16 protein-coding genes are annotated in these 14844 nt (G+C 50.0%); 7 read left to right on the forward strand and 9 right to left on the reverse strand.

The features are described from left to right. Positions 1 to 27 precede the first annotated feature (27 nt). Together ribF and FEK43_RS04820 are read right to left on the reverse strand one after the other, a co-directional pair. Complete coding sequence (ribF, locus tag FEK43_RS04815) at positions 28 to 969, reverse strand: bifunctional riboflavin kinase/FAD synthetase (protein ID WP_135406038.1); 942 nt, start codon at positions 967 to 969, stop codon at positions 28 to 30. Between the two features lie 7 nt (positions 970 to 976). Then, positions 977 to 1195 (reverse strand): DUF2575 family protein, encoded by a 219-nt coding sequence (locus FEK43_RS04820; RefSeq protein ID WP_064525381.1) that lies wholly within the window; start codon positions 1193 to 1195, stop codon positions 977 to 979. Positions 1196 to 1297: 102 nt separating this feature from the next. On the opposite strand from FEK43_RS04820, the gene rpsT reads away from it, so the two are divergent. Beyond that, the gene (rpsT, locus tag FEK43_RS04825) at positions 1298 to 1561 is read left to right on the forward strand and encodes a 30S ribosomal protein S20 (RefSeq protein ID WP_001274019.1); all 264 of its coding nucleotides are present in this window, start codon (positions 1298 to 1300) and stop codon (positions 1559 to 1561) included. A gap of 96 nt (positions 1562 to 1657) precedes the next feature. Here rpsT and nhaR read toward each other — a convergent pair whose 3' ends face one another. Together nhaR and nhaA are read right to left on the reverse strand one after the other, a co-directional pair. After that, positions 1658 to 2563: a transcriptional activator NhaR gene (nhaR, locus tag FEK43_RS04830; protein ID WP_135406037.1), complete on the reverse strand. Its 906-nt coding sequence runs from the start codon at positions 2561 to 2563 to the stop codon at positions 1658 to 1660. 59 nt (positions 2564 to 2622) lie between these two features. After that, positions 2623 to 3789, reverse strand: a complete 1167-nt coding sequence (gene nhaA / locus FEK43_RS04835; RefSeq protein ID WP_135406036.1) for a Na+/H+ antiporter NhaA — start codon at positions 3787 to 3789, stop codon at positions 2623 to 2625. Between the two features lie 584 nt (positions 3790 to 4373). Here nhaA and mokC point away from each other — a divergent pair. Then, positions 4374 to 4526 carry a type I toxin-antitoxin system toxin MokC gene (mokC, locus tag FEK43_RS04840; protein ID WP_000809168.1) on the forward strand — a complete coding sequence of 51 codons (153 nt, stop codon included), beginning with the start codon at positions 4374 to 4376 and terminating at the stop codon, positions 4524 to 4526. 104 nt (positions 4527 to 4630) lie between these two features. Here the strand turns inward: mokC and dnaJ are convergent, their stop codons facing one another. Together dnaJ and dnaK are read right to left on the reverse strand one after the other, a co-directional pair. Continuing rightward, complete coding sequence (gene dnaJ, locus FEK43_RS04845; protein ID WP_001118464.1) at positions 4631 to 5761, reverse strand: molecular chaperone DnaJ; 1131 nt, start codon at positions 5759 to 5761, stop codon at positions 4631 to 4633. 88 nt (positions 5762 to 5849) lie between these two features. Continuing rightward, entirely contained in the window at positions 5850 to 7766 is a 1917-nt protein-coding gene (dnaK, locus tag FEK43_RS04850; RefSeq protein ID WP_000516137.1) for a molecular chaperone DnaK, read from the reverse strand. 375 nt (positions 7767 to 8141) lie between these two features. Here dnaK and FEK43_RS04855 point away from each other — a divergent pair, with 375 nt between their 5' ends. The 3 genes from FEK43_RS04855 (at position 8142) to satP (ending at position 10000) form a co-directional block, all read left to right on the forward strand. Beyond that, positions 8142 to 8546 carry a DUF2541 family protein gene (locus tag FEK43_RS04855; protein WP_135406035.1) on the forward strand — a complete coding sequence of 135 codons (405 nt, stop codon included), beginning with the start codon at positions 8142 to 8144 and terminating at the stop codon, positions 8544 to 8546. Between the two features lie 25 nt (positions 8547 to 8571). Beyond that, positions 8572 to 9285, forward strand: a complete 714-nt coding sequence (gene msyB, locus FEK43_RS04860; protein WP_130204823.1) for an acidic protein MsyB — start codon at positions 8572 to 8574, stop codon at positions 9283 to 9285. Between the two features lie 148 nt (positions 9286 to 9433). Continuing rightward, positions 9434 to 10000 (forward strand): acetate uptake transporter, encoded by a 567-nt coding sequence (gene satP / locus FEK43_RS04865; RefSeq protein WP_135406034.1) that lies wholly within the window; start codon positions 9434 to 9436, stop codon positions 9998 to 10000. A 203-nt stretch (positions 10001 to 10203) separates the two neighbouring features. On the opposite strand, the gene mog is transcribed toward satP, so the two are convergent. Both mog and tal read right to left on the reverse strand, forming a co-directional pair. Then, on the reverse strand, positions 10204 to 10791 hold the full coding sequence (gene mog / locus FEK43_RS04870; protein WP_130204821.1) for a molybdopterin adenylyltransferase: 588 nt from the start codon (positions 10789 to 10791) through the stop codon (positions 10204 to 10206). A gap of 114 nt (positions 10792 to 10905) precedes the next feature. Beyond that, positions 10906 to 11859 (reverse strand): transaldolase, encoded by a 954-nt coding sequence (gene tal, locus FEK43_RS04875; RefSeq protein WP_000130187.1) that lies wholly within the window; start codon positions 11857 to 11859, stop codon positions 10906 to 10908. A 279-nt stretch (positions 11860 to 12138) separates the two neighbouring features. On the opposite strand from tal, the gene FEK43_RS04880 reads away from it, so the two are divergent. After that, the gene (locus tag FEK43_RS04880) at positions 12139 to 13569 is read left to right on the forward strand and encodes a sodium:alanine symporter family protein (RefSeq protein ID WP_130204819.1); all 1431 of its coding nucleotides are present in this window, start codon (positions 12139 to 12141) and stop codon (positions 13567 to 13569) included. Between the two features lie 69 nt (positions 13570 to 13638). Then, on the forward strand, positions 13639 to 14415 hold the full coding sequence (gene yaaA, locus FEK43_RS04885) for a peroxide stress protein YaaA (RefSeq protein ID WP_130204817.1): 777 nt from the start codon (positions 13639 to 13641) through the stop codon (positions 14413 to 14415). A 38-nt stretch (positions 14416 to 14453) separates the two neighbouring features. Here yaaA and FEK43_RS04890 read toward each other — a convergent pair whose 3' ends face one another. Beyond that, positions 14454 to 14768, reverse strand: a complete 315-nt coding sequence (locus tag FEK43_RS04890; protein WP_130217502.1) for a DUF2502 domain-containing protein — start codon at positions 14766 to 14768, stop codon at positions 14454 to 14456. Positions 14769 to 14844: the final 76 nt, after the last annotated feature.

Genomic DNA, 14844 nt, shown 5'->3' on the forward strand with positions numbered 1-14844 from the left:
GTATTTCGGTTTGATTACATAACAGGCTTAAGCCGGTTTTGTTAGCCCAAAAAATTCGCGGGCGGTTAATTCATCACGCGCAATCTGCGCTTTCAGTTCGTCCAGCGACGCAAATCGCTGCTCATTGCGTATTTTTTTACGCAGCACTACTTGTATATGGCGACCGTAAAGGTCCATTGCAACATCTAACAAATGCACTTCCAGCTGCTGGCGAATACCGGCAACCGTTGGGCGTGTTCCGATGTTTGCCACGCCGGGTAACGGCTTTTCGCCGAGGCCCAGCACTTCCACCGCATAAACCCCTTTCACCGGGGAAACCTGACGGCGTAGCGGTACATTCGCCGTCGGGAAACCTATCGTGCGCCCTAATTCATCACCGTGGACCACACGCCCGGAGATGGCAAACGGGTGCCCCAGTAAACTTTCTGCCTGAGCCAGATTATCGTCTGCAAGTGCCTGACGCACAGCGGTGCTGCTGATACGCACGCCACCTTCGCAAAAAGTTTGCGTACTGGTAATGTCAAAGCCGTATTCCACGCCAGCTTTCTGTAATAACAAGAAATCGCCTTCACGACCAGCGCCAAAGCGGAAATCATCACCCACGGCGAGGAATTTTACCCGCAAATGCTTCACCAGTAGATCGCTGATGAAGTTTTGCGCAGTCAGCGCCGCAAAGCGCCTGTCGAAACGCACGCACAGCACGTAATCTACGCCACACTCTGCAAGGTAACGCAGTTTTTCCCGCAGTCGGGTCAGTCTTGCCGGGGCTTTATCGGTAGCAAACAGTTCCAGTGGTTGAGGTTCAAAAAGCATCACCATCACCGGTAAGTTTCGCCTGCGCCCTTCTTCCTGCAAGCCCTGCAACAGCGCGCGATGACCGCGATGCACGCCGTCGAAATTACCAATAGTCAGCACACACCCTTCTTGCGGGGCCTGGCTGAGATTATGTATGCCGCGTATCAGCTTCATGTCTGGCTCAAAACAGTGAAAATCGTCCGAGTATACCTTGTACAGCGGTCAAGGTTAACCGGCGATTGAGTACCGAAATCAGAAAGAAGTGGCTTTTCATTGCCATGGCGCAAATCACGGGCAGAAACTCACGGCCTGATGCAATTTTTATCGCGGAAAAGCTGTATTCACACCCCGCAAGCTGGTAGAATCCTGCGCCATCACTACGTAACGAGCGCCGGCACATTAACGGCGCTTATTTGCACAAATCCATTGACAAAAGAAGGCTAAAAGGGCATATTCCTCGGCCTTTGAATTGTCCATATAGAACACATTTGGGAGTTGGACCTTGGCTAATATCAAATCAGCTAAGAAGCGCGCCATTCAGTCTGAAAAGGCTCGTAAGCACAACGCAAGCCGTCGCTCTATGATGCGTACTTTCATCAAGAAAGTATACGCAGCTATCGAAGCTGGCGACAAAGCTGCTGCACTGAAAGCATTTAACGAAATGCAACCGATCGTGGACCGTCAGGCTGCTAAAGGTCTGATCCACAAAAACAAAGCTGCACGTCATAAGGCTAACCTGACTGCACAGATCAACAAACTGGCTTAATCGCCTTTTGTTGTCAGCTTTGTAAAAAAGCCCGCGCAAGCGGGTTTTTTTATGCCCATCTGCAGGCCAAAACTGCAGCCTGCAGAGTACAAATGGTTATTTTGAAGCTGAAGTAAACAACGCAGAGTAATCTGTGTTGCAAATACGCTGTACCGCAGGATGTTGAATCATCCTTTCGGCGAAAATCGCGTGGTACTCTTCCATCACGTTCTCAACGCGGCCTATCTCCATAACCGAGTCATCGTTATAGAAATCATTAGCGTAAAGCGAAGGTGCAACGAAAATAGCGTTATGCGTCGCTCCAAAAGCTTTCATCAACGCAGCATCATCAAACTCCCCCAGAATTTCAACGTGTAAGCCCTGAGAGTTAAACCAGTTTAATAGCTTGCGTCCCAACATTGAGCGACGCCCCGGAATAAGTAAGCGACGCTCTTCCAGACAGGCAGGAAACGGCTTTTCTGGCAGCGGGTTAGTGCACCAGAAACTGACACCACACTCGCCAATTTTTATGGAAAACAGCCCTTCCTGCTGGGTGGAGTCTATCGGGCAGTCAGAGATGATCATATCCAGCTTATGCTGACTCAGTTGCTCCAACAGCATCTCGTGCGTCGATTCAAAACAGCGTAAATGGATCTGCTCGTCTTCCACCACTGCGGCATTCAATACACTACTGACCAGGCGTTTGGAAAGAGCATCTGCCACGCCAACATCAAACAACAAATTGGACTCTTTGCGATAGTTGACGATATCCAGCATTTCCTGGCTTAAGGTGAACATTTTATCGGCGTAGCGATAGACCAGCTCCCCCAGTTCGCTGGGTTCCAGACCACGTCCTTTACGCTTAAATAGTTTCCCTTGCAGGCGCTCTTCCAGCGCCCGGATCTGCCCAGTAATGGTTTGTGGTGTTAAATAAAGCGCCTCCGCTGCGCCAACCACAGAACCTTCTTTATAGACATGCCAGAAGTAATACAAGTGGTTGTAATTGATATGAGACATGCTCATTTCTCTCCCTGATAAGAATGAAAAGGGAGCCATTTATGGCTCCCCGGTACATCGCCCTGTCAAACTGATGGACGTAAACGAATGCGTAACCAGCTATATCCAATTACCGCCGAAGAGATTGAGCCAACCAGAATGCCCAATTTCGCCCAGTTAATCAGTTCTGGATCTACGCTACCAAAAGCCAGGCTGGCAATAAAGATAGACATAGTAAAACCGATACCGCACAAGATCCCAACCGCCATAATTTGCTGATAAGTGGTTCCCTCTGGCAAATGAGCCAGTTTCAAACGCAGCGCCAACCAGCAGAACAAACTAATACCCAACGGCTTGCCAATCAGCAAACCGGCGATGATCCCTAATGGCAGGATGGAGGTCAGGCCATCAAACGTCACGCCTTGCAGAGAAACGCCGGCATTGGCAAAAGCAAACAGCGGCAAAATCAGATAAGCCACCCATGGATGCAATACATGCTCCAGGCGCTTCGCCGGAGAACGGCCATGCTTCTCTTTCAATGGAATAAAGAAACCGACAATGACACCTGCCAGCGTTGCGTGGACACCTGATTTCAACACTGCGGTCCACAGCACCACGCCGACCAGAATATAAACTCCCGTACGGCGAACACCACAAATGTTCAGCACCGCGAGCACCGCAATTGCTACAGCTGCAACGCCAAGAGAGGTCATCGACAAATCATTAGTGTAAAACAAGGCAATGATTATGATGGCCCCAAGATCATCGATAATAGCCAGCGCCATCAAAAAGATCTTCAGCGCCAACGGTACACGACTTCCCAATAACGCCAGAACCCCCAGCGCAAAAGCAATGTCAGTTGCCGCCGGGATCGCCCACCCTTCACGAGTAACAGGATCGGCGTAGTTAAAGGCCAAATAGAGCAATGCCGGGACAATCATCCCGCCGATTGCGGCAATAACTGGAAATGCCGCCTGGCGCAAACTGGCCAGCGATCCTTGCATCAGCTCGCGTTTAACTTCCAGACCAACCAACAGGAAAAATACCGCCATTAACGCGTCATTTATCCATAACAGCATGTTTTTATTGATTTCAAGAGAACCAACCCGGAGCTGAACCGGCGTCTCAAGAAAGTCGTGATACCATCCACTGGTTGCGCCGCTGTTGGCCATAATCATCGCCAGAACAGCGGCAATGATGAGAATAATGCCTCCCGAGGCATCACTGCTAAAGAATCGATGCAGATGTTTCACTTTTTATTTCTCTTTCAGGTGAATAGATCGTTTTTACTATTTTACTCTGCACGAATCATCGTTAAAATCAGATTATAGTGTAGGAATAATTCGTTTTTTACGATCTATAAAGAAGATTAAGTCACCAGCAGAGGAAGTGTTTTTGGCGCTCGAAAGCGGTGGCTGATGACCTCAAGCCCTGATAATCATAGCTTAAGGTCTGGATTTCTGAGGGATTAATTCGGAAAAGTAATAATTAATTTGTTGTAAGTCGGCGTCGTTTGTTAGGACAATATTTCAAAAATAATCCAGCTTGTCGTCAATAATTGCGATAAAGAGATAAATTAAAGTTAAATAATTAAATCCTTAAAAAATTACGCCATAAAAATGCGAGGCGTCTTCAGGATTAGAATCGATAAAACAGAGTGGGTTAAAGAGAGCGGTATAATAGCGGCGGGTGCTTGAGGCTATCTGTCTCAGGCATTAGCTGGATGGCAGATAGAGAAAAGCCCCGAGTGATATTTTACCATCAACCCGAGGCCCCCTATATGCTGAACACATGTAGAGTGCCTCTTACTGACCGTAAGGTCAAGGAGAAGAGAGCAATGAAGCAGCATAAGGCGATGATTGTCGCCCTGATCGTCATCTGTATCACCGCCGTAGTGGCGGCGCTGGTAACGAGAAAAGACCTCTGTGAGGTTCACATCCGAACTGGCCAGACGGAGGTTGCTGTTTTCACGGCTTACGAATCCGAGTAAGAGCAACGGCGGGGAGTTATCCCCGCCACTTTACAGGTGCTCGCATATCTTCAACGCACCCTGGTTTTTACCCAGGCCTGCCCACGGGCAGGCTTTTGGGGAGGTTAGCGAGTCAGGTCGTCGAAAAACTTCTTCACGCCATCAAAGAAACTCTTCGAACGCGGACTGTTGTGCTCGCCGGTTGGGCCACCGAAGCTTTCCTGCAGCTCTTGCAGCAGTTGTTTCTGCTTCTCGTTCAGACCTACCGGTGTTTCGACCACTACGCGGCACAGCAAGTCACCTTGCGCACCACCGCGGACAGACTTGACACCTTTACCGCGCATACGGAACAGCTTACCGGTCTGGGTTTCGCCAGGCACTTTCAGTTTGACGCGACCATCGAGGGTCGGCACTTCGATTTCACCGCCCAGCGCCGCCATAGCGAAGTTGATCGGGACTTCGCAATACAGGTTGTTGCCTTCACGCTCGAAAATCGGGTGCTGTTTAACCTGAACCTGAACGTACAGATCGCCTGCCGGTGCGCCGTGTTCGCCCGCTTCACCTTCGCCCGCAAGACGGATGCGGTCCCCGGTATCCACCCCTGCCGGGATTTTAACGGACAGCGTTTTGCTGCGCTCAACACGACCATGACCATGACATTTGTTGCACGGATCTTTGATCAGCGTACCGCGGCCCTGACAGTGTGGACAGGTCTGTTGTACGGCGAAGAAGCCCTGGCGCATCTGCACCTGACCAGAACCATGACAGGTCGGACAGGTTTGCGGCTGTGTACCTGGTTTTGCACCGCTACCGTGGCAAACGTCACACTCTTCCAGAGTCGGAATGCGGATCTCTTTGGTCACGCCACGTACAGCTTCTTCGAGGGTGAGCTCCATGTTATAGCGTAAATCAGCACCACGCGCCGCACGTTGACGACCACGTCCGCCGCCAAAAATATCGCCGAAAACGTCACCAAAAATATCGCTGAAGTCTGCGCCGCCGCCAAAACCGCCGCCGCCCATGCCGCCTTGCTCAAACGCCGCATGGCCATACTGATCGTATGCCGCACGTTTTTGCGAGTCGGTCAGAACTTCATAAGCTTCCTTGATCTCTTTAAATTTCGCTTCGGCCTCTTTGTCACCCTGGTTACGGTCCGGGTGGTATTTCATGGCCAGGCGTTTGTAGGCCTTTTTGATTTCACGCTCTTCCGCTGTTTTGGAAACGCCTAAAATCTCGTAATAATCTTGCTTAGCCATCTTTTTTGATTTGCCCCTAGATGAATGCACGGGCGGAGAGGAAATTCCCCTTCGCCCGTGTCAGTATAATTACCCGTTTATAGGGCGATTATTTTTTGTCTTTGACTTCTTCAAATTCAGCGTCGACAACATCGTCATCTTTCGCGTTGTTTGCAGAAGTATCAGCACCGGCAGTCTGCTGCTGGGCATGTTGTTGCTGGGCGATTTCCATCAGTTTCTGGGAAACCTGTGCCAGCTCCTGCATTTTCGCTTCGATAGCGGCTTTGTCTTCACCTTTCAGAGCAGTTTCCAGTGCAGTCAGCGCAGACTCGATAGCAGTTTTGTCGTCAGCCGGCAGTTTGTCGCCTGCTTCTTCAACCTGCTTACGGGTGCTGTGCAGCAGATGGTCGCCCTGGTTGCGGGTCTGTACCAGCTCTTCAAACTTACGGTCAGCTTCGGCGTTCGCTTCTGCGTCGCGTACCATTTTCTGGATTTCATCTTCGTTCAGACCAGAAGAAGCCTTGATGGTGATCTTCTGCTCTTTACCGCTGTTTTTATCTTTCGCGGAAACGTGCAGGATACCGTCAGCATCGATATCGAAGGTAACTTCGATCTGCGGCATACCGCGCGGTGCCGGGTTGATACCATCCAGGTTGAACTGACCCAGAGATTTGTTATCAGCCGCACGTTTACGTTCACCCTGCAGCACGTGGATGGTTACCGCAGACTGGTTGTCTTCAGCGGTAGAGAACACCTGGCTGTGCTTGGTCGGAATAGTGGTGTTTTTCGCGATCAGCGTCGTCATCACACCGCCCATAGTTTCGATACCCAGAGACAGCGGGGTAACGTCCAGCAGCAGTACGTCTTTTACGTCACCAGTCAGAACACCACCCTGAACAGCAGCACCGATAGCTACAGCTTCGTCCGGGTTAACGTCTTTACGCGGCTCTTTACCAAAGAATTCAGCAACTTTCTTCTGAACCATTGGCATACGAGTCTGACCACCAACGAGGATAACGTCGTCGATATCAGATACGGACAGGCCAGCGTCCTGCAGTGCAACTTTCAGCGGCTCGATGGAACGGTTTACCAGGTCTTCAACCAGGCTTTCCAGTTTCGCACGAGTCACTTTGATGTTCATGTGTTTCGGACCGGTCGCGTCTGCAGTGATGTACGGCAGGTTAACGTCGGTCTGCTGAGCGGAAGACAGCTCGATTTTCGCTTTTTCTGCCGCTTCTTTCAGGCGCTGCATTGCCAGCGGGTCGTTGCGCAGGTCAATGCCCTGATCTTTCTTGAATTCTTCAACCAGGTAGTTGATCAGGCGGCTATCAAAGTCTTCACCACCCAGGTGGGTATCACCGTTGGTAGCCAGAACTTCGAAGGTTTTTTCGCCGTCAACTTCGTCGATTTCGATAATGGAAATATCAAAAGTACCACCACCCAGGTCATAAACCGCGATAGTACGGTTACCAGTACCTTTGTCCAGACCGTAAGCCAGCGCAGCTGCGGTCGGTTCGTTGATGATACGTTTTACTTCCAGACCAGCGATACGGCCTGCGTCTTTGGTTGCCTGACGCTGAGCATCGTTAAAGTATGCCGGTACGGTGATAACAGCTTCAGTTACCGGTTCGCCCAGGTAATCTTCCGCGGTTTTCTTCATTTTTTTCAGCACTTCAGCAGAAATCTGCGGCGGTGCCATTTTCTGGCCTTTAACTTCGACCCATGCGTCGCCGTTATCAGCAGCAATAATTTTGAACGGCATGATGGAAACATCACGCTGTACTTCTTCGTCCTGGAAGCGGCGGCCAATCAGGCGTTTAATCGCAAACAGGGTGTTTTGCGGGTTCGTCACTGCCTGACGTTTAGCCGGCTGACCAACCAGAGTTTCACCATCCTGGGTATAGGCAATGATAGAAGGCGTGGTGCGATCGCCTTCGGCGTTCTCCAGCACACGAGGAGTGGTGCCATCCATAATCGCTACACAAGAGTTGGTAGTACCCAGGTCGATACCAATAATTTTACCCATCTAAACGTCTCCACTATATATTCGGTCATCATGTGGTATGAGTCTGTAATAGGGGCGAAACGTCTGGTTTCAACTGCCCAATTTCATTTTTTTGCAGACTCACTCACTGCGGTTGACTACTAAATGGGGTCGTAACCCACGTCATCAAGGGGGAGATGCAAAAATTTTTTGTGCTTTTGCGCAGAAATTTCGTGATATGCCGTAAGAAGACATGAAACAGACGGCAATTTCATTCATATAAAGAATGAATCCAACACAAGAGATTCACCAAAAAATTGTAATAAAAAGAAAAGATTACATACCTGAATCTTCTTTTCGCCAGCAGTAAACTAGTGGCTATTCATCCCCTACGGCTCCCCCGCTAAGAGAATCTTTATGAAATCCGTTTTTACGATTTCCGCCAGCCTGGTACTTAGCCTTATGCTGTGCTGCACGGCGCAAGCTAACGACCATAAAATCCTCGGCGTCATTGCGATGCCGCGTAACGAAACCAACGATCTGGCACTGAAACTCCCCGTTTGCCGCATCGTAAAACGTATCCAACTCACCGCCGAGCACGGCGATTTACAGTTGAGCGGCGCGTCGGTTTATTTCAAAGCCGCCCGTAGCGCCAGTCAAAGCCTGAATGTTCCCGCCGAAATTAAAGAAGGGCAAACCACCAGCTGGATCAACATTAACAGCGATAACGACAACAAACGCTGCGTGTCAAAAATCACCTTTTCCGGTCATACAGTGAACTCGTCCGATATGGCCACGCTGAAAATTATCGGCGACGATTAACGCTTGAACAGAGAAGCCACAATAAATGAATGTTAATTACCTGAATGATTCAGATCTGGATTTTCTCCAGCATTGTAGTGAGGAGCAACTGACCAATTTCGCCCGTTTGCTCACCCATAACGAAAAAGGCAAAACTCGCCTCTCCAGCGTTCTGATGCGTAATGAACTGTTCAAATCGATGGAAGGGCATCCCGAGCAACATCGCCGCAACTGGCAGCTAATTGCCGGAGAATTACAGCATTTTGGCGGCGATAGTATCGCTAACAAACTTCGCGGACACGGCAAACTGTACCGGGCCATTTTGCTCGACGTCTCAAAACGGCTGAAGCTAAAAGCCGACAAAGAGATGTCTACGTTTGAAATTGAGCAACAATTACTGGAACAATTTCTGCGTAATACCTGGAAGAAAATGGACGAGGAACATAAGCAGGAATTTCTCAAGGCGGTCGATGCCAGAGTCAACGAGCTGGAAGAGCTATTACCGCTACTGATGAAAGACAAATTATTGGCAAAAGGCGTGTCGCATCTGCTTTCCAGCCAGCTTACCCGCATTTTACGTACCCACGCAGCAATGAGCGTTCTCGGGCATGGCCTACTACGTGGTGCGGGGCTTGGTGGCCCGGTGGGCGCGGCATTAAACGGAGTTAAAGCCGTCAGCGGTAGCGCCTATCGCGTTACTATTCCGGCGGTCCTGCAAATTGCCTGCCTGCGTCGAATTGTCAGCGTCACTCAGGCCTAATCCCTCACATCGGGGAAAATTTTCATTTTCCCCTTAAAAGATCATGGACACTACTCCATTGGCTGATTATTATGCCGCGCCCTGAAAACACTACAGTTATTCAGGGAAATTATTTCACCATTCATTCAATGATGATTTTTGAGGAATTATGGGCAACACTAAGTTGGCTAATCCGGCACCGCTGGGCCTGATGGGCTTCGGCATGACCACCATTCTACTTAACCTGCACAACGTGGGTTATTTCGCTCTGGACGGTATTATTCTCGCTATGGGCATCTTCTACGGCGGTATCGCGCAAATTTTTGCCGGTCTGCTGGAGTATAAAAAAGGCAACACTTTCGGTTTAACTGCCTTCACCTCTTACGGTTCTTTCTGGCTGACGCTGGTTGCGATTCTGCTGATGCCGAAACTGGGCCTGACCGATGCGCCAAATGCGCAGTTCCTTGGTGTCTACCTGGGTCTGTGGGGCGTGTTTACGCTGTTTATGTTCTTCGGCACGCTGAAAGGCGCACGCGTTCTGCAATTCGTATTCTTCAGCCTGACCGTGCTGTTTGCGCTGCTGGCTGTGGGTAACATTGCCGGTAACGAAGCAATCATCCACTTCGCAGGCTGGATTGGCCTGATCTGCGGTGCCAGTGCAATTTATCTGGCAATGGGTGAAGTGCTGAACGAGCAGTTTGGTCGCACCGTTCTGCCGATTGGTGAGTCTCACTAATCGTTAAGATCCCCCCGCTCGAAGGGATAAGATTGTTAACAACGTGCGCTTTGTTTATACCGGATGCGGCGTGAACGCCTTATCTGGTCTACAAAATCGTGCAAATTCAATATATTGCAGGAAACTCGTAGGCCTGATAAGCGTAGCGCATCAGGCAGTTTTGCGTTTGTCATCAGTCTCATCCCCCGCCTGGGGGGATTTTTTTATTCGCTAACTTCGCGTCTTGCACTCTTCGGTCTGAATGCTGCCACCACTTCCGGTGCAGTTTCAACGTATGGTCCTTCCAGCAACTGAATGCAGTACGGTACGCTGGCGAAAATGCCATGTACCACGACCTTACCCTCGGCATCCTTCACGCCTTCCAGTGTCTCTTTAATGGACTTCGGCTGACCGGGTAAGTTAAGGATCAGTGCCTGCTTACGAATCACCCCCACCTGGCGCGAAAGGATCGCAGTTGGCACAAAATGCAGGCTAATCTGGCGCATCTGTTCACCAAAGCCTGGCATCTCGCGGTCCGCTACTGCCAGCGTCGCATCGGGCGTTACGTCACGGCGCGCCGGGCCAGTACCGCCGGTTGTCAGCACCAGATGGCAACTCATTTCATCCACCAGCTCACACAACGTTTGCTCAATGATCGCCTGCTCATCGGGGATTAAGCGAGTTTCCAGTTCAAACGGCGTGGTTAGCGCCGATGTCAGCCATTCTTCCAGCGCAGGGATGCCTTTATCCTGATAAACGCCGCTGGACGCGCGATCAGAGATGGAAACTAAGCCGATACGTAAAGTATTCATCAAGATTTTTCCGTTTAAACAGTCTCGTTAAACAGAATGATACACTGCGAAGGGAGTGACAGACAGGCTTCAGAAGAGGTAGCGTGACCGACTTCCCGGTCACGCTAAGAATGATTACAGCAGATCGCCGATCATTTTTTCCAGTTTTTCCTGGTCAACAGCAAACTTACGGATACCTTCCGCCAGTTTATCAACTGCCATTGGGTCCTGGTTGTGCTGCCACAGGAACTCAGACTCGGTGATACGCGCCGGACGCGCTTTCACTTCACCAGTGTAAGACAGTTTACGTTCGATAGCCCCTTCGCTCTCAGCCAGCTCTTTCAGCAGTGCCGGTGCGATGGTCAGGCGGTCGCAGCCTGCCAGTTCCAGAATTTCGCCGATGTTACGGAAGCTTGCGCCCATAACCACGGTTTCATAACCGTGTTCTTTGTAGTACTGGTAGATTTCAGATACAGAAACGACACCCGGATCTTCTGCCGGAGCGTACTCTTTCTTATCGGTATTGGCTTTGTACCAGTCAAGAATACGGCCAACAAACGGAGAAATCAGGAACACGCCCGCTTCCGCACAAGCACGTGCCTGAGCGAAGGAGAACAGCAGGGTCAGGTTACAGTTGATACCTTCTTTTTCCAGCTGTTCTGCAGCACGGATACCCTGCCAGGTAGAAGCCAGTTTGATCAGAATACGATCGTTGCTAATACCTGCATCGTTGTAGAGCTTAATCAGGCGTTTTGCTTTCGCAATTGACGCTTCGGTGTCATAGGAAAGACGCGCATCAACTTCAGTTGAGATACGGCCCGGAACCAGTTTCAGGATTTCCAGACCAATATTTACTGCCAGTTTGTCGGTCGCGTCCACGATCTGCTGCGCGCGATCGTTGCTCTGCTGTTTCGCCCAAGCGACAGCATCATCAATCAACTTACGGTATTCCGGAATTTGCGCTGCGTTAAGAATGAGAGAAGGGTTGGTTGTGGCATCCTGCGGTTGATACAGCTTCATTGCCGCGATGTCCCCAGTGTCGGCCACTACGGTGGTGTACTGACGAAGGGAGGTCAATTTGTCCGTCATGATAGTATTTCTCTTTAAACAGCTTGTTAGGGGGATGTAACCGGTCTGCCCTGATGATATCACGACGTAACGACAGCGCAACCGCAGACAAAAGGGTTATCACCAGGCAAGACTGTTTCGGATTTCTGACATGGCGTTGATATCACCCGCCATTTTTAAACAAAACCTCATGTATGCTACACAGACGTTATCAACCAATGCACATCGTATATAATTCTTAATCAATTGGTAACGTTTACACAGGAATGTAACCGCGCGCCGGCGACAAGAGGGATACGAATGCCTGATTTTTTCTCTTTTATTAACAACGTACTATGGGGATCAGTGATGATCTACCTGCTCTTCGGCGCAGGCTGTTGGTTCACTTTTCGTTCTGGGTTCGTTCAATTTCGCTATATTCGTCAGTTTGGCAAAAGTCTTAAAAATAGCATTCATCCGCAACGAGGCGGTTTAACTTCTTTTCAATCATTGTGTACCAGTCTCGCCGCGCGCGTCGGCAGCGGCAACCTGGCAGGCGTTGCGCTGGCTATCACCGCCGGTGGACCGGGTGCCGTTTTCTGGATGTGGGTTGCCGCGTTTATTGGCATGGCGACCTCTTTTGCCGAATGTTCCCTTGCCCAGCTTTATAAAGAACGTGACGTCAATGGGCAGTTTCGCGGCGGACCAGCATGGTATATGGCGCGTGGATTAGGGATGCGCTGGATGGGCGTTCTGTTCGCCGTCTTTTTGCTCATCGCCTACGGACTGATTTTCAGCGGTGTTCAGGCAAATGCCGTCGCTCGCGCGATGAGCTTTGCATTTGATTTCCCTCCGTTAGTAACGGGTGTCATTCTCGCCATTTTTACCTTGTTGGCGATAACTCACGGCATTCATGGCGTCGCCCGGTTAATGCAATGGTTTGTCCCTATTATGGCGTTAATCTGGGTACTCGCCAGCCTGGTCATTTGCGCAATGAATATCGGGCAACTTCCACACGTTATTTGGTCTATTTTTGAAAGCGCCTTTGGCTGGCAGGAAGCGGCAGGCGGCGCGGCGGGTTATACCCTGAGTCAGGCGATTACTAACGGCTTTCAGCGCAGTATGTTTTCCAATGAGGCGGGGATGGGATCAACACCGAACGCAGCGGCGGCGGCGGCATCATGGCCACCGCATCCGGCAGCGCAAGGTATTGTCCAGATGATCGGCATCTTTATCGACACGATGGTGATTTGTACGGCAAGCGCCATGCTGATATTGCTGGCTGGTAACGGCACCACCTATTTGCCACTGGAAGGTATCCAACTCATTCAGAAAGCGATGCGTGTATTAATGGGTTCCTGGGGGGCAGAATTTGTCACGATAGTAGTGATTCTATTTGCCTTCAGCTCGATCGTCGCCAACTACATTTATGCCGAAAATAATCTCTTCTTTTTACGGCTGAACAACCGGAAAGCTATCTGGAGTCTGCGTATCTGTATCTTTGTTACAGTCATTGGCGGCACCCTACTGAGCCTTCCGATGATGTGGCAACTGGCCGATATTATTATGGCCTGCATGGCAATCACCAATTTGACAGCGATTTTGCTGCTTTCCCCTGTGGTGCATATCATTGCCAGCGATTATCTGCGCCAGCGTAAACTCGGCGTACGTCCGGTGTTTGATCCGCTGCGCTACCCGGATATCAGTCAGCAACTGTCCCCTGACGCGTGGGATGATTTGTCGCAGGAGTAATCACAACTATCGATCAACTCATCCACTTTTTTTGCTACAGTCGCAGTAAATTTCCTGCAAGGACTGGATATGTTGATTCTGATTTCACCTGCTAAAACACTTGATTATCAAAGCCCTTTGGCCACCACACGCTACACGCTGCCGGAGCTGTTAGACAACTCCCAACAGCTTATCCATGAAGCGCGAAAACTAACGGCACCGCAGATTGGCAAACTGATGAAAATCAGTGACAAGCTGGCCGATCTCAACGCTACCCGCTTTCATGACTGGCAGCCTGACTTTACGCCAGAGAATGCCCGGCAGGCAATTCTGGCATTTAAAGGCGATGTCTATACCGGCTTGCAAGCCGAAACCTTTAGTGAAGAAGATTTTGCTTTTGCCCAGCAGCATTTACGTATGCTTTCCGGTTTGTACGGCGTACTGCGCCCGCTCGATTTAATGCAGCCATACCGTCTGGAGATGGGGATCCGTCTTGAGAATGCGCGGGGTAAAGACCTGTACCAGTTCTGGGGGGATGTGATCACCAACAAGCTAAACGAAGCGCTCGAAGCACAAGGAGATCAGGTGGTGATTAACCTGGCGTCAGATGAGTATTTTAAATCAGTGAAACCGAAGAAATTAAATGCCGAGATAATCAAGCCGGTATTCCTCGATGAGAAGAACGGCAAGTTTAAGGTCATCAGCTTCCATGCTAAAAAAGCGCGTGGCCTGATGAGTCGGTTTATCATTAAAAATCGCCTGACCAAGCCAGAGCAACTGACAGGTTTTAACAGTGAAGGTTACTTCTTCGATGAAGCCTCTTCCAGCAATGGCGAACTGGTGTTTAAACGCTACGAACTGCGTTAAGTTTGCGGTAAATGCCGGAGGTCATCCGGCATTTATATTTAGCGGTGATGTCTGCCAGGCCCCGGATAATGATCATCCCGGTGATCATGACGATGATCGTCACGATGATCGCGATGATTATTATAGTGCGGCTGCAGTCCGTATGGGTGCCAGCGATTGCCTCGCCATTCATAATTTCTGTGCCACCAGTCGTGGTCACGCCAGTAACCGCCATCCCAGTAGAAACCGCGATAATCACGATCGCCAATCTGTAACTTTACTGATGGCACCAGCATTATTTCCTCAGCCTGCGCGGCCATAGGAGCAACCAGAATCAGGGAAAATGCGAGTAAGAGAGATTGCATCTTTTTCACAGGTGACTCCTTATTATCATTGCCAGTTATGGGCCGATATAAGGAGCTTACGGTAAAAGAATCCTCGTTGTCATTA

The sequence above is a fragment of the Escherichia sp. E2562 genome (assembly GCF_005781075.1).
Lineage (GTDB): Bacteria > Pseudomonadota > Gammaproteobacteria > Enterobacterales > Enterobacteriaceae > Escherichia.